At 35.3% G+C, this 17,605-nt stretch carries 16 protein-coding genes; 3 read left to right on the top strand and 13 right to left on the bottom strand.

Annotation, left to right across the window (positions count from 1 at the left end; genetic code table 11):
- Window positions 1-31: 31 nt before the first annotated feature.
- The 9 genes from BIW12_RS05710 to BIW12_RS05670 all read right to left on the bottom strand — a co-directional run bounded on the left by BIW12_RS05710 (window position 32) and on the right by BIW12_RS05670 (window position 9,935).
- Window positions 32-355 carry a 2Fe-2S iron-sulfur cluster-binding family protein gene (locus tag BIW12_RS05710; RefSeq protein WP_083382054.1) on the bottom strand — a complete coding sequence of 108 codons (324 nt, stop codon included), beginning with the start codon at window positions 353-355 and terminating at the stop codon, window positions 32-34.
- A gap of 291 nt (window positions 356-646) precedes the next feature.
- The gene (locus BIW12_RS05705; RefSeq protein WP_071184213.1) at window positions 647-1,057 is read right to left on the bottom strand and encodes a BrxA/BrxB family bacilliredoxin; all 411 of its coding nucleotides are present in this window, start codon (window positions 1,055-1,057) and stop codon (window positions 647-649) included.
- Window positions 1,058-1,170: 113 nt separating this feature from the next.
- A complete protein-coding gene (locus BIW12_RS05700) occupies window positions 1,171-2,316 on the bottom strand; it encodes a lycopene cyclase family protein (protein ID WP_071184212.1) in 1,146 nt (381 codons plus the stop codon).
- A gap of 35 nt (window positions 2,317-2,351) precedes the next feature.
- Window positions 2,352-2,813, bottom strand: a complete 462-nt coding sequence (locus BIW12_RS05695; protein ID WP_071184211.1) for a thioredoxin family protein — start codon at window positions 2,811-2,813, stop codon at window positions 2,352-2,354.
- Window positions 2,813-5,083 carry a TonB-dependent receptor gene (locus BIW12_RS05690; protein ID WP_071184210.1) on the bottom strand — a complete coding sequence of 757 codons (2,271 nt, stop codon included), beginning with the start codon at window positions 5,081-5,083 and terminating at the stop codon, window positions 2,813-2,815. The genes BIW12_RS05695 and BIW12_RS05690 overlap by 1 nt, the downstream gene beginning before the upstream one ends.
- A 180-nt stretch (window positions 5,084-5,263) precedes the next feature.
- Window positions 5,264-6,475, bottom strand: a complete 1,212-nt coding sequence (locus tag BIW12_RS05685; protein WP_071184209.1) for a hypothetical protein — start codon at window positions 6,473-6,475, stop codon at window positions 5,264-5,266.
- A 31-nt stretch (window positions 6,476-6,506) separates the two neighbouring features.
- Window positions 6,507-7,106: a hypothetical protein gene (locus tag BIW12_RS05680; protein WP_071184208.1), complete on the bottom strand. Its 600-nt coding sequence runs from the start codon at window positions 7,104-7,106 to the stop codon at window positions 6,507-6,509.
- 33 nt (window positions 7,107-7,139) lie between these two features.
- Window positions 7,140-9,524, bottom strand: a complete 2,385-nt coding sequence (locus BIW12_RS05675; RefSeq protein ID WP_071184207.1) for a TonB-dependent receptor domain-containing protein — start codon at window positions 9,522-9,524, stop codon at window positions 7,140-7,142.
- Between the two features lie 66 nt (window positions 9,525-9,590).
- Complete coding sequence (locus BIW12_RS05670; protein WP_071184206.1) at window positions 9,591-9,935, bottom strand: hypothetical protein; 345 nt, start codon at window positions 9,933-9,935, stop codon at window positions 9,591-9,593.
- A gap of 146 nt (window positions 9,936-10,081) precedes the next feature.
- Here BIW12_RS05670 and BIW12_RS05665 point away from each other — a divergent pair, with 146 nt between their 5' ends.
- Complete coding sequence (locus tag BIW12_RS05665; RefSeq protein ID WP_071184205.1) at window positions 10,082-10,465, top strand: Fur family transcriptional regulator; 384 nt, start codon at window positions 10,082-10,084, stop codon at window positions 10,463-10,465.
- 5 nt (window positions 10,466-10,470) lie between these two features.
- On the opposite strand, the gene BIW12_RS05660 is transcribed toward BIW12_RS05665, so the two are convergent.
- On the bottom strand, window positions 10,471-11,382 hold the full coding sequence (locus BIW12_RS05660; protein WP_071184204.1) for an NAD(P)/FAD-dependent oxidoreductase: 912 nt from the start codon (window positions 11,380-11,382) through the stop codon (window positions 10,471-10,473).
- A 208-nt stretch (window positions 11,383-11,590) separates the two neighbouring features.
- Here BIW12_RS05660 and BIW12_RS05655 point away from each other — a divergent pair, with 208 nt between their 5' ends.
- Entirely contained in the window at window positions 11,591-13,462 is a 1,872-nt protein-coding gene (locus BIW12_RS05655) for an Nramp family divalent metal transporter (protein ID WP_071184203.1), read from the top strand.
- A 90-nt stretch (window positions 13,463-13,552) separates the two neighbouring features.
- Complete coding sequence (locus tag BIW12_RS05650; RefSeq protein ID WP_071184202.1) at window positions 13,553-14,206, top strand: metal-dependent transcriptional regulator; 654 nt, start codon at window positions 13,553-13,555, stop codon at window positions 14,204-14,206.
- 236 nt (window positions 14,207-14,442) lie between these two features.
- On the opposite strand, the gene feoB is transcribed toward BIW12_RS05650, so the two are convergent.
- From feoB to BIW12_RS05635, 3 genes are all read right to left on the bottom strand, one after another.
- Window positions 14,443-16,542, bottom strand: a complete 2,100-nt coding sequence (gene feoB / locus BIW12_RS05645; protein WP_071184201.1) for a ferrous iron transport protein B — start codon at window positions 16,540-16,542, stop codon at window positions 14,443-14,445.
- Entirely contained in the window at window positions 16,542-16,781 is a 240-nt protein-coding gene (locus BIW12_RS05640) for a FeoA family protein (protein ID WP_071184200.1), read from the bottom strand. Before BIW12_RS05640 ends, feoB begins: the two co-directional genes overlap by 1 nt.
- 114 nt (window positions 16,782-16,895) lie before the next feature.
- Window positions 16,896-17,573: an SCO family protein gene (locus tag BIW12_RS05635; protein WP_071184199.1), complete on the bottom strand. Its 678-nt coding sequence runs from the start codon at window positions 17,571-17,573 to the stop codon at window positions 16,896-16,898.
- Window positions 17,574-17,605 lie beyond the last annotated feature (32 nt).

Below are 17,605 nucleotides of genomic sequence, written 5' to 3'. Positions count from 1 at the left end.
CTGGTGTTTTGTAAGCAGTAAATTTTTCGGCTTAAAGTTCTAAAATTCTAATTTCAGCTCCGTTTAAATCGGCAGTGATGTGGATTTGGCAGGACAGACGAATGGCTGCTTCGTGAAATCCTAATTTGGATAAGGTTACGGGTTCGTTACGGTCTTTTAATGCTGAATTGCCACTAATTCCTTTTGTTGTTACCACACAGGTGGCACATCGACCCACACCGCCGCATTCGCCAAAACTTTCCAATTGTAGTTCTTCCTTTAGCAAATACATTAGGCTGGGATAACTGCCATGACGCGTTGCAATCGGGATTTGAATTCCGTTTTCAATAACAGTGAAGTTGATGGTTTTTTCCATGTGAATTATTTTTTAACCGCAAAGTTTGCAAAGTTTTGCGCAAAGGTCGCAAGTATATTAAAAACAACCGCAGATTCGCAGATTTTTTTGATATAATCTGTGAATCTGCGGTTAAAATTTTTATATTCTTTGTGTAAAGCTTTGCGAACTTAGTGGTAAATTCAGATGCTAAATTTTCTTAATTTCTTTAATGGTTAAATAAAAAAACCGCAAATTCACATTAAAATCTGTGGATCTGCGGTTGAAATCTTTGCGAACTTAACGAAAAAACTTTTTTTTCTTAGCGGTTAATTAGCAAAATTCGTTGTAAGCATCTTGCAAGTTCTCAGCAATCATTTCAGCTGGACGACCTTCAATGTGGTGACGCTCTAACATGTGAACCAATTCTCCGTTTTTGAACAAAGCCATAGATGGCGATGATGGAGGAAAAGGAAACATATGTTGTCTTGCAGCATCTACTGCTTCTTTGTCAACTCCTGCAAAAACAGTGATTAAATGGTCTGGTTTTTTAGCACCTTCTAAACTCATTTTAGCTCCCGGACGTGCATTTCTTGCAGCACAACCACAAACAGAGTTTACAACAACTAATGTTGTTCCTTCTGATTTGATAGCGTTATCAACTTCTTGTGCACTATGTAAATCTTGAAATCCTGCAGCTGTTAGTTCCGCTTGCATTGGAATTACCATTTCTTGTGGATACATATCTTTTGTGTTTAAATTTGTAATTTTTGAATAGGCAAAGTTACAAAGAATCTCCCGAATTCCTTGGTTTGGATTATAAAGTTTTGTTATAGTTTGATAAGCATTTGTGAGGATTATAAATAACGCCCCGACCTGAATAAGGCTTTGATGAAAATTATTTTAGGGCATTTTAGAATTACCTGAATATCTTCGGAAAAAGTGGTTTCTTCATCCAGAAATTTGAAAATTAAAGCCGGATTTCCGTTTTTAAACAACGACGAAAATATACGGGAACCCAATTCATTTTCGCGGTGTAAAATATCTAATAAAAGCAAGTCGTAGAACCAGAATTTATTTTGTCGGTGGAATTTTCTAAGATCGTTTTCTTGTTGAAGAAAACGGACTAATTGCGATGATTTTTTATCCGCATTTTTAAAAGTATAACCCGTACTGGCCTTAGTCCATCCGCCGGCAGTGCCAATATTCAGGACTTTTTTGGTGTTTTTTTTCCAAAAAGGATAACAAGTCATCGGGATGCTGCCTTGTTCTTTTTCGGTAATTTCGAAGTTTTGAATGCCTAGTCTCTGAATGTAATTTTCGATTTCGGTTTCGTATTCTTCTTGTTTTAAAAGTTCGGCTGAGAAAAGTGTATATTCTATTAGCGCTTCATTTTTAGAAACAGGTAACACATACATGAATCTTGTATTTCCTTTTTGTTCAACCGAAAAATCCATAAAAGTAGCCTGCTCCGGATTGAAAACGGCTTCGGTTGATTTTATAGTCCATCCAATAAAATGCTGTTGTAATACTGGAAATTTCGTTTGCGTTGTTGCGGCAGCTTTATTATAAACGGAATTAAAAACCTGATCACAAGTAAACGAATTGTTTTCGGTAGCGACATAAACATGATTTTCGAGTTCGTTGATGTCGGTTACTTTTTCATTTAGAAAAGTGATGTTTTTTTGTTTCGAAAGCAATTCAAAAACAAAATTGTAAAAATCCAATCCTTGAATTTTGCAGTATTGATAGGGGTGTAATTCTAAATTTCGATAAAAATCTTCATTGGCAAACAAAGCATAATTCCATTTTTTTGAAACGATGGAATTCCAAATTGAATTTTCTTTTTCCCAAAAACACCAGGTTCTGTCATTTGTTTTTTTCGAATTTTCATCCAATAATAAAATGCTTTTATCATTATACTTTCCGGATTGTACCATTTTATAGACCGTCATTAAAGCGGCTAAACCAGAACCAGTAAAAATATAATGGAAGTGTTTCATAGGATGAGAAGCGAATTCTTCTCAAAAGTAACCAATTATTTTATTTTTTCGAGAATGACAAGTAAGTCCTTAGCATTTAGCAGCGAATGTCTTTGGAAAACAATTGAAAAATCAGCTTCTAAGATGGTGAGGGTAGGGTAAATTACTTCAGAATCGATAGTTGCCAAGGCTGTTGCGAGTTCATGAATTCCTGTGTTTCGGCCTTGTGGTTTGAATTTAAATCTATGATTGTTGAAAAAAATGTCTTCTTTGCTTTCTGCATCTAATGAAATGAAGTAAAAATCAGTATTTAATACCTTAATGATTTCAGGGTTTTTGAAGGTCGAATTTTCCATCATTTTGCAGATTTTGCACCAGGAAGTATGGGTAAAAATGACAAAGGGCTTTGGGTTTTTTACGGCTAATTGTTCGGCTTCTTCAAACGTATGGATTTTCAATTGGGCAAAACCGGATGGAATTGCCCAAAAGAAAAATACTATGTAAAACCATTTTTTCATTATTTCAAAGTATAGCGCAATCCGAAAAAGCTTCGAATGTCTTGGTTCGGCCCATAAACATAACCGGGATCGAAAGTTAGAGCATACGGATTGTATTTAGGGTCATTGGGATCATTATTTTGAATGACATTTCCGTTGGTGTCATAATCAACATTTTTATCAAAAGGATCGTGGGTACGGGCAATGATAAACGGATTTCCTTTGTTAGGAGTCCAGTTCAACAGGTTTTTTATACCAGCATAAATTTCGATATTTTTAAACTTATTGAAGGTAAACTGAATGTTCTGAATGCTCCATGTAGGCGAATAGTCTTTTCTGGGATCTAAATTGCCTAAAGTAGGAAGTCGCATTGGGCCGTAGAGATTTCCGGTATAGTCAACATCAAGGAATAATTTATTGATTCGGTACGAAATAGCCCAGGTTCCGGTGAATTTTTCCGTCAACATTTGGCGGGTTTTGATTCCGTTTTCGGTTTTGGCAACATCCATAAATGTTGCGCCTAAAATGACTTTGAGACCGTTTTGAAAAACCATGTCGATATTGGTACTGATTCCTTTCGTAACAGCGTATCCGTCTAAGTTTTTGTAAATAATCTGATTCGGATTGGTATCATAATCCGGTATAATCGAATTGGTGAAATGGGTGTACCAAGCCGAAGTTTCCAGCCCGATAAAATTACCATTATTGGTAAATATTTTTTTTAAATAATTCAAATTAGCGTTATAAGATCGCTCCGGTTTCAATTCTTCCAGTACAATCACATCACGGGAACCGGTCAATGCGGCGTGTTCTTCGGTAAAGAGATTGACAATCCTGAAACCGGTTCCTGTGTTGAATCGCAGAATATTATTGTCGTTAAATTTCCATTTGTAAGCCAATCTTGGTGTAAAAATATTGCCGTGATTTTTGTTGTAATCGTATCGTGCGCCCAGAAGAAGTTTATGATTTTCATGCAATGTTACTTCGTCCTGAACAAACAAACTCGGAATCCAATTGATGTCTTCTTTAACCGTTGCAGGGGTGTTGTCGTTATAATATTGGTAACGTATGGCTGTACCAAAAAGCAAATCATGTTGGTCAATTTTTTTGTCTAAAGTCAGCTGTCCAAAACCAATGCGCTGTTTTGCCAGATAAGGCATGTTTCCGTAAACCGAATTTTGGTCGTGGTCGGTGTATGAAAATGAGAATAATATTTTTTCTTTTACAGGCAATTCGTAAGCTCCTAATAATTCCCAACGTTTGGTGTAAATACTTTCACCATAAATGTCACTTCCGCCACGGTATTTTTTCTCCCATTGCAATTCGCCCCCCCATCGGTCTTCATAGAAAAAACGGCCTGCCATAGAGAATATTTTGTTGCTTTTTCGATTGAAATTCCATTTTTGGAAAACCGAAATTCGATCCTGTAAAGTCACATCGGTGAAGTTGTCGTTGTTATTATCAATTGGGTTGCTGTAATTGAAATAATTGATTCCAGTTAGTACGGATGCTGTTTTGCTGACACTTGTTTTGAAACCTAAATCGATATTGATTTCACCCCAATCGGTAGCAAAGGCATCAGCCGAAAAAAGAGGAGCGTTCTTTGGATTTTTAGTGATAATATTGATTAAACCACCTACAGCTTCACTTCCATATAAAGAAGAAGCCGGTCCTTTCACAATTTCTATTCGTTCCAATAATGAATTCGGAATTCCTGATAATCCATAAACAGTCGAAAGTCCGCTCACAATAGGCATTCCGTCAATTAAAACCAGGGTATAAGGTCCTTCCAATCCGTTGATGTGAATATCTCCCGTGTTGCAAACATTACAATTTAACTGTGGACGCACACCGTTGACATTTTGCAAGGCTTCAAAAATGTTGGCTGTTGGGTTTTTTTTAAAAAAAGCAGGTTTGTAAACCTCTACAGGAACCGGACTTTCCATACGGTTCACCGTTTTTAATGTTCCGGTAACCACCACTTCATCCAGTGCATTGTTTTCTTTTAAATAGAAATCAACTACAATTTCAGTAGTATCAGTTATCGTAATTTTTTGGCTTTCTGTTTTTAAACCGGAATAAGATGCTGCAATTTCGTATTCGCCAGGATTAATGTTTTTTAAGCTATAAAAGCCCTCAGCATTGCTTGTAGTAGAAAGTTTATATTTTTTTAAAACAATGTTAGCCTGCTGTAACGGCTTTCCGTCAGACATAATCCTGCCCTTGATGTTGGTCTGAGCCAAAACAAGAATAGGTAAAAGAAAGACAAATGATAAAATTAGATTTTTCACAATTATGATTTAGTTTGTAATAAACAAATATTTAGACAAAACTAAAAATAATATTTGATTAACGAAATAATTTTTTGAAATAATTCAGAAAACCAGTTGTTTAAGTGTGGAATGGGTTCTTTGTTGTACTAAAAAAGGCATACATTGCTGCATGCCTTTGATTATTTTTCGTTTAAGAGATTAATGTCCGGCACTATTTTCATGACCAAAAATGGTAATGCGGTAAGGTGTAGCAGATGTTTTTATTTTCGTAACAGCCAAAGTAGAAAGGTTTGCTTGAAGCAATTCTCCAGTTGTTGGTGAGGTGATGTAAGCAAATCGTTCTGTTAATTCCAACTGTGGTTTTTGAGTGGAGTTTTCAACAGTTGCAGCAATGATAGTAGCTGTTTTTTCGGCTTGTAAATTATTCAAGTCAAATAATCTAAATTCACCTGAATGCAATAAGATTCCTAGTTTCTTATGATTGTAGCTTACTTTACATTGCATGATTTTTGTATTTTCAAAAATGGGAGTAACACTTTTGTTGACTACATCAATTAAATAAGCGCCTTTGGCAGCGGTGTAACCTATAAACTTTCCGGCATAAGCTGTTTCTATAATACTACCAAACCAAGCTGTGCCAAAATCAGCAGGATGTGCAATGTATTTCTGGTTGCCGTTGCTTTCTACAACCAGAATTCCGCTTGCTGAACCAAAAACCGCATAAGTTCCATCAGTTGCATTTCCGTGAATTCCTTTGGTTACTAATTTTGCATCAAACAATGTTTTTCCTGTATTATCAATAATTTTTACTTTTTCAGGAAGTGTTCCTGCAACAGAATTGTCTTTTTCAGTAATCGCGTAAGTTCCGTTTTTAAAACTGGCCATAGCACCGTGATGCGCCATAAGTCCTGCATTAATGGTGGTGAATTTTGCACCAACAGTATGAATTTCGGATTCTTTACCAATAGATAAAGTACCATCGCCATCATTAAAAGTTAGTAATTCTCCTAATTTACTTTTGAAGTGTGTAGGCGAAAGCGATTGTCCAGTTAAAGCTCCAAATTTAGGCGTTCCTTTGGTATCCACATGGTCGCCGTGGAATTCAAATCCGCTGTCGAAAGTTTCCACTGCGTTGTCTGCTCTGTGGATAATTCCAGCAAATCTTCCAGATTCAGTAGTATAAAGTGCCGATTTTGGAAATTTAGCATTAAAAAATGTTGCTGTTCCATCTATTGGATTAACAAATGAAAGCTCTGTGGTTTTTTCGTCAGAAACTAAGATTCTTAAGTATTTATACTCTTGAGCAGTTTCTTCTGAATGCTCATCGTGATTGTCATCGTCATTGCTACAAGACACGGCAAAAGCAGATAAGGCGAATAAAAAAAGCAGTTTGTTGAATTTGTTTTTCATTGGGATATTTAAATTAGTGATTTATGATTTTTTATTGAACTGAAATTGAGAAAGAAACTTCGGCATCGGTTGAGCCAGCTGCATTTGTGATGTCTCCAGCCGAAACGTTCGCTCCTGATTTATTTGGCGTGTGTCTTAAAGTGATAGTTAGTTTTCCAGAAGCGGCTCCAGTAGTTGCAAAAACAGATTGTAAACCAATTGGCTTTCCGTTTTTATCAAAATTACTGCTTGCTGTTCCGTATGTAAAAGGATTTAATGTGCCTGTTGTTTGATAAAAAAGTTGATGATCTACGCCTTCTTCAAGGATTTCAGGAGTAATATCTTCGGCAGGATTTGCTAACTCATTTTTAAAAGTTACCGTTCCATTGTAAGTTTTGTTCTTTTCGAAATCACTGGAGACAGTAATTACTGGTGGATTTGCGCCTTCGCCATCTAAATCTTTGTATTGTAAGGTTACAGCCGTTCCGCCGCCTACAGGAGTATAAATTGCCGTAACAGTAGTAATTAATTCTTCTTCATTCACTGGCGGAGCTGGATTGTCATCGTCATTGCTACAAGAAGAAAAAGTGAGTGCAGCCACAAGCGCAAGGGCGTAAAATTTGAATTGTTTTGATTTCTGAATTGTTTTCATTTTGTTTGAATTTAAATTAAGGGATATAAAAGTTTAATAATTGAATTTGAGTTGGATTTGAAAGCTTCGTCCGATTTCATCAGCAAAAAAGCGTTGACGGTTTAAATAATCCCGATAGGAAACATTGAAAATATTTTGAATAGAAAATGCTACGGTTGTGTTTGTATTCTTGAAAGTGTTGAATTTCATCTCCGAATAAAAATGCAACAAATGATAGGCTGGTGGAGGCGTGCTGATGTCTACTAAAACTGATTCAAATTCGTTGTCTTTGATAATATTTGTATAAAAATTATTGTCAGGATATTGGTTTTGTTGCAATACAATTTCACTCTTTAATTCCAGAATAAGCTGGTTCCATTCTTTTTTAGAAAAACGAATTTTGTTATTCAAATTCAATGGTGGCATATCAATTAAAGGCTCATTTTTGCTACGATCTTTTCCGTTTACATACGCTAATGAAAATGAATGTTGCCAATAATTGTTAATATCCCAATGCGTTTGAACATCGATTCCTAGAAGGTGTGCATTAGTTTGCTGGTATTCCCAAACAGGGAAAGCACCCCGAATGGTAGTTTCAAAACCAACGGGTTTCAAAAAGATGTAATCCTGAATGTGATTGATGTAAGGATTGATTTCGAAAGAAAATTGATTGAATTTCTTCTGGATAGTTACTGATAATTTAGTCGATTGTTCTTTGTCCAAATTCAAATCGCCCAACTCAATCACACCAGTGGAATGATGCAATCCATCACTAAAAAACTCGGAAGGATTTGGGTTTCTAGATGCAAAACTTAGATTAGTAAAAATATCCCAATTGTTTTCCAGTTTTTTATGAAAACCAGCACTAGCTGAAATATTATGTAAAGTAAAATTGGGTTTGGTAAGCCATTGCGTTCCGTAATCGCCAACTATAAATTTTGAAAATTCCTCATTGAAGCCTCGTTCATCCCATCTTGATTTTTGGTAATATTTGGTCGCATCAATTTTTGAAAAATCATATCGCAATCCACCATCGACAGAAAAACTGTCTGAAAAATTGTAGCTCGCAATTCCGTAAGCGCCAAAATCAATTTTGTCATAATTAGGAATCAACGGGCGAATTCCTGTTGCCGGATTCGCATAATTGTTTTGCGTTGCCGCACTCAGTCCCGATTTGAAATTCCAGTCGTGCCCTGATTTTTTGAAATCAATGTTTAGCGAATTAGTTTTTAAATCCAAATCTAAAGCGGCAGTATTTTTATAATCGCCTCTTCGCACATCATATTCTAATCTTTTATTGAATTGGAAAGCATATTGAAATGATACAAAAGCCGATTCATTGAAGTAATAATTGAAATTGAATTTGGCAATTTGATGTTCGACATCTTGTTTGGGATTTTTAATGTTATACGTAAAATCATTTATAACTGACGGCAATTTATTGTTAATCGATTGGTACAAATCGTTCACATTTCCAGTATGCGAAGCACTCAAAATTCCAATTACCGATTTGTAATAGCTGTAAAAAGCAGTAGCATTGTATTTTTTTGCAGCATATTTAATATCTCCCGAAAAATTAGCTTCCCGATTTCCTGTATTCGATAAAACATATGCTGCGGTTTGCTTGTCGCCCATGTATTTGAGAGTCCCCAAAGCATTCCAACTCCAACCTAAATCATTTCCTTTATGAATACTGGAACTGATCGAACCTCCTTTGCCATTGGAATCCAGATTTAGAATAGTTTTACCAAAAAGAGTGTCTTTTTTCACGCTTAGAGGTTCAATGATTACTAAACCGCCAATGGCATCACCACCGTATTGCAAGCCCGAAGCGCCTTTTATAACCGTGATTTTGCTGGCAGCATTCACATCAAAATTGGGTGCGTGTTCCGTTCCCCATTGTTGGTCTTCCAGTTTTACATTGTTGTTAATTACTGGAACTCTGCTTCCGTACAATCCATTTATAATCGGTTTCACAACAGTATTTCCCGTTTTTAGACTCGAAATCCCAGCTACTTCTTTCAATACATCGCCTAATGTTTGATTGCTGTATTTTTCAATCGTTTCTAATTTGATTTGCTGTTCAGCGACCGATTTAGTACTACTATTGTTCTTTTGCTGAATGACTACTTCATGCAGTTTGGTGATGTTCAGCTTCAGTTTAAAACCGATTTTCAAACTGCTTTTTAAGTCAATAACGGTATCTATGGATTGGTATCCAAGATGTGAAATAAAAATTTTTGTAGCGCCATTAGGCAAATTATTAACACTATAATTCCCTGAAGCATCGCTACTACTAATTTTTTGACCAATATGAATATGGATGCCAGAGAAGCTAATAGGCTCCTGGCATGTTATTTTTCCACTTATTGTGTTTTGCGAATAAATGCTATTGCCAAACAGTATAAGCCAGAAAAAAACGTGAATTTTCTTCGACATTATTTTATTTTAAAATACATAAAAGCGTATCATTTCAAATATGAAATGATTTGTTCTTTAGCTATTTTAAAATATGGGAGGTCCCCGAAGCGAGAAAAGACTGCCTTTGAAAAAAGAAGGAGATTGTTGGTGAAATAATGAAATAGAAGCCTTTACTAAGTTATTTTTATAGAAAGGAAATACATAAAAATCAGTGGTAGTAAATGAGCTAAAACTAAAATCACAACTGAAACATTTTTCAGAAACGCTGTGATTGTTATTGATATCCGTTTTGTTTTTAGAATGCTGATGCGAATATTTTGCTACAATTTGTTCAGAATGATGACCATAAGCATGTACCGACTGGAACAGTATTGAAAACAATACTGCCATAGACAGAAGCACATTGATTATGATAAATTTTTTTTTCATTCCCGAAACCGGATATTTTTGCTAAACTTTAAAAAAGACAATCCATGTATTATTGTCTTTTCTTGTATCTTTGCTTAATGCAATTATGTTGCAAATATAAAGATCTTATTTTTAAATGCAACAATGTTGCGTTTTATTTTTAGAAAATGAAAAACACCCGAAATACCATAGCTAAATCGGCTATTTTAGAATTGATAAAAAATTCAGAAGTAGCTTTATCGCACGCTGAAATTCAAAAACTGAATCAGGAATTGTGCGACAGAGTAACTATTTACAGAATTCTGGACCGTTTGGTATCGGAAGATGTGATTCATAAAATTGCCACTCCCGACGGAACAATAAAATACGCTGCCTGTCATCATAACCATGACAATCATCAACACACGCATAATCACGTGCATTTTAGTTGCGAAAAATGCCATTCGGTAACTTGTTTGGATTCGGTTGAGCCCACTTTTAAACTTCCTGAAAATTATTTGGTTAAGGAAGTTAATTTTACGCTCTCGGGTTTGTGTCCGGATTGTATCTAATTTTCTTAAATAAAATCTTCTTCAATAAGCTCTCGGTTGATTATTGCAGCTGCAAAGGAACCAGTATAAACCGCCATAGCCACTGATCTGGCTGGATTGTGATTATCTCCGCTTGCATAGATTCCTGGAACAGTGGTTCTCTGAAAAGCATCTGTTTTTAGCAAACCTTGTTCGTTCAATTCGCAACCTATACTTTCTGGTAAAGGACAATGCTGTTCAAAAGCGGGTCTATGATAAATGGCTTTTACAGCAGTTTTTTCTCCATTTTTGAAAACGATGTGTTGGATATTTCCATTTTCATGTTCGAAAGATTGAATTTCGTTTTCAATAATTTCAACCTTATGTTTGTTTAAAATTTTGGTTTGTTCTGCTGTTAAAGCTGATTTTCCATTGGTACACAATTTTAAATTTTTGGTCCAGTTGCTAATCATTTTTACATATTCAAAACCCATATCATCATTTGCAATAACAGCTGTTTTTTCATTCTTCACTTCATAGCCATGACAATACGGGCAATGCAGAATAGAAATTCCCCAACAACTAGCAAAACCATCAATTTCAGGAAGTATATCTTTAACTCCAGTTGCAAACAATACTTTTCTAGAAGTAAAAACCTTGGCTGATTCTGTGGTGATTTCAAATCCATTATTGGTTTTCTCAATTCCTATCACCAGTCCATTATAAAATTGAATTGTTTTATACTGTTGCACTTGTTTTTTGGCTTTCGCCGAAATGGCAGCTGGTGTTTCACCATCTTGTGTGATGAAATTATGCGAATGTGGCGTTTGCCTGTTGCAAGCTAAACCACTATCTATAACCAAAACCTGTCGCAAGGAACGGCCTAAACTCATAGCTGCTGAAAGACCGCTGTAACTACCGCCTATAATAATCACTTCAAAATGGGTTTGTTCTATCATAGTATTTTTTTCTTAATGCAATTATGTTGCAAATATATGATGTTTGTTTTTAAATGCAACATTGTTGCATTTTGTTTTTGCAATTAAAAAAATCTATGTTGCTTGTGTTCAGTAGCCATTTGATTTCGTCCTAAATTTAGACTTGGCTAAAAAAAAGATTTGATTAATGTGATTTTTATATATATTTGCCTTAATTAGTTAAAGTACAATGGGAAAATCACTAGAAGAAGTTCATCAATCCGTTTCAACACAGAATAAAAAATCCGTTTTTAGAAAGATACTTGCTTTTTTTGGCCCTGCTTATTTGGTAAGTGTGGGTTATATGGATCCAGGAAACTGGGCAACTGATATTGCCGGCGGAAGTCAGTTTGGTTATTCTTTACTTTGGGTTTTATTGATGAGTAATTTAATGGCGTTGCTGTTGCAAAGTTTAAGCGCAAGACTCGGAATTGTAACCCAACGTGATTTGGCACAGGCTTCGAGAGAAACCTACTCCAAACCTGTTAATTATATTCTTTACTTTTTAGCCGAAATTGCTATTGCGGCCTGTGATCTGGCCGAAGTATTAGGAATGGCAATCGGGATTAATTTATTGTTTGATATTCCTTTAATCGAAGGTGTTTTAATCACAGTTTTAGATACATTTTTACTGCTTTTTTTAATCAATAAAGGCATCCGAAAGATGGAAGCTTTTATTATTGTATTGGTCGCTATTATTGGTTTTTCTTTTGTTTTCGAAATGATTTTTGCCGAACCTGAACTGGACAAAGTAGTGTATGGTTTGGTTCCTTCGATACCTAGTGAAGCGGCTTTGTATATTGCTATCGGGATTATTGGAGCAACGGTTATGCCTCACAATTTGTATCTGCATTCCTCATTGGTACAAACCAGAAATTTTGAAAGAAGTTCGGCAGGAATTAAGCAGGCATTGAAATACAATTTCATCGATTCGACTATTGCTTTGAATTTGGCTTTCCTGGTTAATGCGGCAATTTTAATTTTGGCGGCAGCCACATTTTACAGAAATGGGATGTATGAAGTTGCCGAAATTCAGGATGCACATCGATTTTTAGAAACACTTTTAGGAACCAAATGGGCACCTATTTTATTTGCGGTTGCCTTAATTGCAGCGGGACAAAGTTCGACAATAACAGGAACTTTAGCCGGGCAAATTGTAATGGAGGGTTATTTGAATTTACGCATTCAACCTTGGGTTCGACGCATATTAACCCGATTAATTGCCATTGTTCCTGCTGTTATTGTGATTTTAATTTATGGCGAAAGTGTCACCGGAAAGTTACTAATCTTAAGTCAGGTGATTTTGAGTTTACAACTGGGTTTTGCTATTATTCCGTTGATTCATTTTGTGAGTGATAAATCAAAAATGAAAGGATTTCACGTTTCTAAAACCACTCAAATTGCTGCCTGGATTATCGCTTCGATCATTGTTTCGTTGAATGCCAAATTAGTTTACAATGAGATTACAGGATGGCTTGAAGTTTCAGAAAACCCAATTGTACTTTGGCTTACAGTTGTTCCGTTGGCGTTTTTTTTCTTAGGATTACTACTTTTTATTGTCTTTAAACCGTTTATTACTAAGGCAAAACAGGATATTCAAAATCATTCGCCACACCATTTGAAACTGCATTTTTCAAAATCAGAAAGTTATACTAAAAAGAATATTGCGGTTTCAGTCGATTTTTCTTCTGCTGATGAAATTGCACTCAACAGTGCTTTTGAATTGGGCGGAATGGATGCCCAATATACGCTAATTCACGTGGTAGAAACGGTTGGAGCCATGGTTTATGGTGAAAATATTGACGATCATGAAACTTTAATCGACGAGAAGTTATTGTTGGAGTACAAAGTAATGCTTTCGCAAAAAGGATTCAACGTAACAACCGAATTAGGATTTGGCAAGCCCAATAAAGTGATTCCTGATATAGTTAATAAAGCAGGATTTGATATTTTAGTTATGGGAACTCATGGACATACGGGCTTTAAAGATTTAGTTTTTGGTACGACCGTCGATAAGTTGCGTCATAAAATTTCGATACCTTTGTTGATTGTAAAAAATTAAAAAGAGTATTAAGATTTTTGATGATGGTTTTTAAAAATCTGCAATCTAAAATCTGCAATCTAAAATCTGCAATCTAAAATCTGCAATCAAATGACTTTTTCAGAAGAAAATTACCTTAAAGCTATTTATCATCTTACCGTAGTTTCCAGCTCGGGAGTAAGCACGAATGCTATTGCCGAAGTGATGGAAACCAAAGCATCTTCTGTGACGGATATGTTGAAGAAGCTGGCCGAAAAAGATTTGGTTAATTATAAAAAATACCAAGGTGTTAGCTTAACCGATAAAGGAAAATTAGAAGCCAAAATGATTGTTAGGAAACACCGTTTATGGGAAGTTTTTTTGGTAGAAAAATTAGCTTTTTCCTGGGATGAGGTGCATGATATTGCCGAGCAGTTAGAGCACATAAAATCAGAAAAACTGATTAATAAACTAGACGATTTTTTAGGAAATCCTACCGAAGATCCGCACGGAGATCCTATTCCAAATGCTCAGGGATTGCTTCCTAAAATTGATAAACAATTGCTTTCGGATTTAGCGGCTGGGCAAACAGGAATTTGTGTGGGTGTAAAAGATACTTCTTCGGAGTTTTTAAAGTACCTGGATAAACAAGGAATTGCCTTAGGTTCTACAATTGAAATTTTAGGCAAAGAGAATTTTGATCTTTCGCTTCGAATTAAAGTCAATGAAAATCTTTTGAATGTTTCCAATAAAATAGCAACTAATCTTTTTGTGAAGTTGAGCTAGTATTTAAAAAAAATGAACCATTAAGCGAATAAAGAAAGTAGAATTTTAATTTCCTTCATTCGCTATGGTTTAAAAAAGTTTACAATATTTTCAGTTAAATCATTTTTAGTGACAACCACAATCATCGCCTCCGCAATTTTTATCCTTTTTTTTCTTCTTTAAAAAGAACTTTTGAAAAAGATAAGCAACTGCAATTCCTAAGATTAAAAAGGCAATGATTTCCTGAAACATATTGTTTATTTTAGAATTTGGTAAGCTACTAAGGCTGTCAGGTAGGCAAAACTGCTCATGAAAACTAATTGTCCCAGAGGCCATTTCCAACTGTTGGTTTCCTTTTTAGTGATGGCAAGTGTACTGGCACATTGCAAAGCAAAAGCATAGAATAATAACAGAGAAATTCCTGAGGCAAAATTGAATATTTTAGTTCCTGTTTCGGGATGAATTTCAGTGGCCATTTTGTTTTTTATGGTTGTTTCATTGTCAGTTCCGCCTACACTATAAATAGTTGCCAGAGTACCTACAAATACTTCTCTGGCGGCAAAAGAACTAATAATAGCAATACCTATTTTCCAATCGTATCCTAGCGGAGAAATGACAGGTTCAATGGTTTTACCCATAATTCCTATGTATGAATTCTCCAGTTTTTGTGAGGCAACTGCGTTTTCAAAATCGACTTCGTTCAAAGGATTTTTGGCTGTTCTTTCTTTTACAATTGTTTCGGCTTCGTTAAAATCTTTTCCGGGGCCGTAAGAGGCTAGAAACCACAAAATAATTGAAATGGCCAGGATTATTTTCCCAGCTCCTGAGATAAAGGCCTTGGTTTTTTCAATTACATTGATGGCTACATTTTTAAACAAAGGCAATTTATAATTAGGCATTTCGACAACAAAAAAAGTTTTACCACTTATTTTCATTACTTTATTGAGGACATAAGCAGAAAATATTGCCATTCCAAAACCTAAAAGATACAATAACATTAATGCCAGTCCCTGAAGGTTTAAAAATCCCAGTACACGATGATTAGGAATTACCAATGCAATAATGATGGCGTAAACAGGCAGCCTTGCTGAGCAAGTGGTAAAGGGCGTTACTAAAATTGTTATTAAACGTTCTTTCCAGCTTTCGATATTTCGGGTGGCCATAATAGCCGGAATGGCACAGGCAGTTCCTGAAATTAACGGCACTACACTTTTTCCTGATAGTCCAAAACGGCGCATAATTTTGTCCATAATAAAAACCACACGACTCATATAGCCACTTTCTTCAAGTATGGAAATGAACAGGAACAAAAAGGCAATTTGCGGAATAAAAATAAGGATTCCTCCAATTCCCGGAATGATTCCCTGCGAAATTAAGTCGGTCAAAATACCCGAAGGAAGTTCCTCGGCAGCCATAGTGCTCAAAGTGGCAAAAGTACTGTCGATAAAATCCATTGGAATCGATGACCAGTCAAAAATAGATTGGAATATCACAAATAGGATAGCAAAGAAAATAATATATCCCCAAAATTTATGGGTTAAAACACGGTCTAGTTTAGAGCGGAAATCTTTTGCAATACTACTGTCTATAGTTAAACTTTGTTTTAAAACATCATTTATAAATTGATAACGTTTGATAGTTTCCTGTTGTTGCAAACGCTTTAATTCGCTGTGTGATTTAGTAAATGAGCCCTGGATTTCTTTTCGTTCCAGATTTAAGAAGTTGACATCCTGAGTAATTACTAACCAAAGTTTGTACAACAATAAGTCAGGAAAGGCTTTTTGTAAATTATTAAAATACTCTTTGTCAATGACTGAAGCATTTAAACAAGGTTCAGTCGAAATTGATTTGTAGGTTACAATAAGATCTTTAAGTTCCTCAATTCCCTGAGATTTTCTCGAACTGATTAAAGCAATTTTGGTTTTTAATTGTTCCTCCAGAAACGGAATATCAAGCGAAATACCTTTGTCGGCCATTCTATCGGCCATGTTGATGACTAAGATAGTTGGAATTTCAAGGTCTTTAATTTGAGTAAAAAGCAGTAAGTTTCTTTTTAGATTTTCAACATCAGTAACCACTAATGCTACATCGGGATATAACTTATCGTTTTTATTTAAAAGCAATTCTATAACCACATTTTCATCAATAGAACTGGCGTTTAAACTATACGTTCCCGGCAAGTCCAGAATATTGGCTTTGATGTTATGAGGCAATTTGCAGAAACCCATTTTTTTCTCTACCGTAATCCCCGGATAATTCCCTACTTGCTGGTTTAAACCTGTGAGTTGATTAAAAACAGAAGTCTTACCTACATTAGGATTTCCAATTAAAGCTACGTTAATATTTTGATGAATCATTAAAGCGCATTTTTGATGAGTTCTACTTCAATTTCTTTGGCAGTTTCCAGACGAATAGCCAGATGAGAACCATTTATGTCTAAGTACAATGGATCTCCAAAAGGAGCTATTTGAAGTAATTCGACCGTATTTCCCGGCAAGCAACCCATTTCAAGTAACTTTAATGGAATAATGTCGATATCAAAATCTTTGATAATTGCTTTTTCGTTTTTTCGTAAAGAATGTATAGTGGTACGCAAAGTCTTATTTAGATTGAATTAAGATTGTAAAAATACGTATTATATTGTAAAATCGAATACTAATTGCAGCGTTTTATGTTTCAAATAGCGTTAATTAAAATATAAAGAACGGTTTTAATTGGCTTCTTTTTCGGAGCTTAAAAATTGAATATCTTCAATTAATTTCTGAATATCTTCTTTCTTAGTGCCGTCATAAAATCCGCGAACCCTTCTTTTAGTATCTACTAATACAAAATTTTCGGTATGAACCATATCGTATAATTCGCTTGGTTTTCCCATTTTTACGGCTAAATAAGATTTTCGAGCCATTTTATAAATTTCTTTTTTGTCTCCTGTAACCAGGTTCCATTTTCGGTCGTCAACACCATGATCTAAAGCATACGTTTTCAGTACAGCCACGCTATCGACTTCAGGGAAAACCGTATGCGATAACAACATGACCTTTGGATTATTGCTAATTGCTTTTTGAACTTCGGCTAGATTAGTGGTCATTTTTGGGCAAATAGTTCCGCAGGTCGTGAAAAAGAAATCAGCCACATAAATTTTTCCTTCATAATCCTTTTGGGTAATAGTTTTTCCGTTTTGATTTGTAAACGAAAAATCGGCAATTGTGTGGTATTTGCTCACATATTGTACCGTGCTGTCCACCAGTTCCGGATTGACATCGGCAGGATTGTATATGGGAAGTGTTTTTTGAGGTTTTAGCGCATTGTAAAAAAGACTAAGTGTAATTGCCGAAAAAACAAGAAAGATACCAATGAAAGTGCGGTATTTATATAAAACAGATTTCATGAATTTTTTTTGCAAAAATACAAAAACTGTAT

This window comes from Flavobacterium commune (genome assembly GCF_001857965.1).
GTDB classification, from domain to species: domain Bacteria; phylum Bacteroidota; class Bacteroidia; order Flavobacteriales; family Flavobacteriaceae; genus Flavobacterium; species Flavobacterium commune.
Note: the sequence above shows the minus strand (reverse complement) of the source record. Positions and strands in the feature narration are given on the sequence as shown.

What these genes read in the sequence shown, in the direction of transcription:
- BIW12_RS05695 (WP_071184211.1), bottom strand. Translation starts at nt 2,813, where the DNA reads ATGAAAAAATGGTTTTACATAGTATTTTTCTTTTGGGCAATTCCATCC.
- BIW12_RS05680 (WP_071184208.1), bottom strand. Translation starts at nt 7,106, where the DNA reads ATGAAAACAATTCAGAAATCAAAACAATTCAAATTTTACGCCCTTGCG.
- BIW12_RS05655 (WP_071184203.1), top strand. Translation starts at nt 11,591, where the DNA reads ATGGGAAAATCACTAGAAGAAGTTCATCAATCCGTTTCAACACAGAAT.
- BIW12_RS05665 (WP_071184205.1), top strand. Translation starts at nt 10,082, where the DNA reads ATGAAAAACACCCGAAATACCATAGCTAAATCGGCTATTTTAGAATTG.
- BIW12_RS05705 (WP_071184213.1), bottom strand. Translation starts at nt 1,057, where the DNA reads ATGTATCCACAAGAAATGGTAATTCCAATGCAAGCGGAACTAACAGCT.
- BIW12_RS05635 (WP_071184199.1), bottom strand. Translation starts at nt 17,573, where the DNA reads ATGAAATCTGTTTTATATAAATACCGCACTTTCATTGGTATCTTTCTT.
- BIW12_RS05710 (WP_083382054.1), bottom strand. Translation starts at nt 355, where the DNA reads ATGGAAAAAACCATCAACTTCACTGTTATTGAAAACGGAATTCAAATC.
- BIW12_RS05685 (WP_071184209.1), bottom strand. Translation starts at nt 6,475, where the DNA reads ATGAAAAACAAATTCAACAAACTGCTTTTTTTATTCGCCTTATCTGCT.
- BIW12_RS05670 (WP_071184206.1), bottom strand. Translation starts at nt 9,935, where the DNA reads ATGAAAAAAAAATTTATCATAATCAATGTGCTTCTGTCTATGGCAGTA.
- BIW12_RS05700 (WP_071184212.1), bottom strand. Translation starts at nt 2,316, where the DNA reads ATGAAACACTTCCATTATATTTTTACTGGTTCTGGTTTAGCCGCTTTA.
- BIW12_RS05650 (WP_071184202.1), top strand. Translation starts at nt 13,553, where the DNA reads ATGACTTTTTCAGAAGAAAATTACCTTAAAGCTATTTATCATCTTACC.
- BIW12_RS05660 (WP_071184204.1), bottom strand. Translation starts at nt 11,382, where the DNA reads ATGATAGAACAAACCCATTTTGAAGTGATTATTATAGGCGGTAGTTAC.
- BIW12_RS05675 (WP_071184207.1), bottom strand. Translation starts at nt 9,524, where the DNA reads ATGTCGAAGAAAATTCACGTTTTTTTCTGGCTTATACTGTTTGGCAAT.
- feoB (WP_071184201.1), bottom strand. Translation starts at nt 16,542, where the DNA reads ATGATTCATCAAAATATTAACGTAGCTTTAATTGGAAATCCTAATGTA.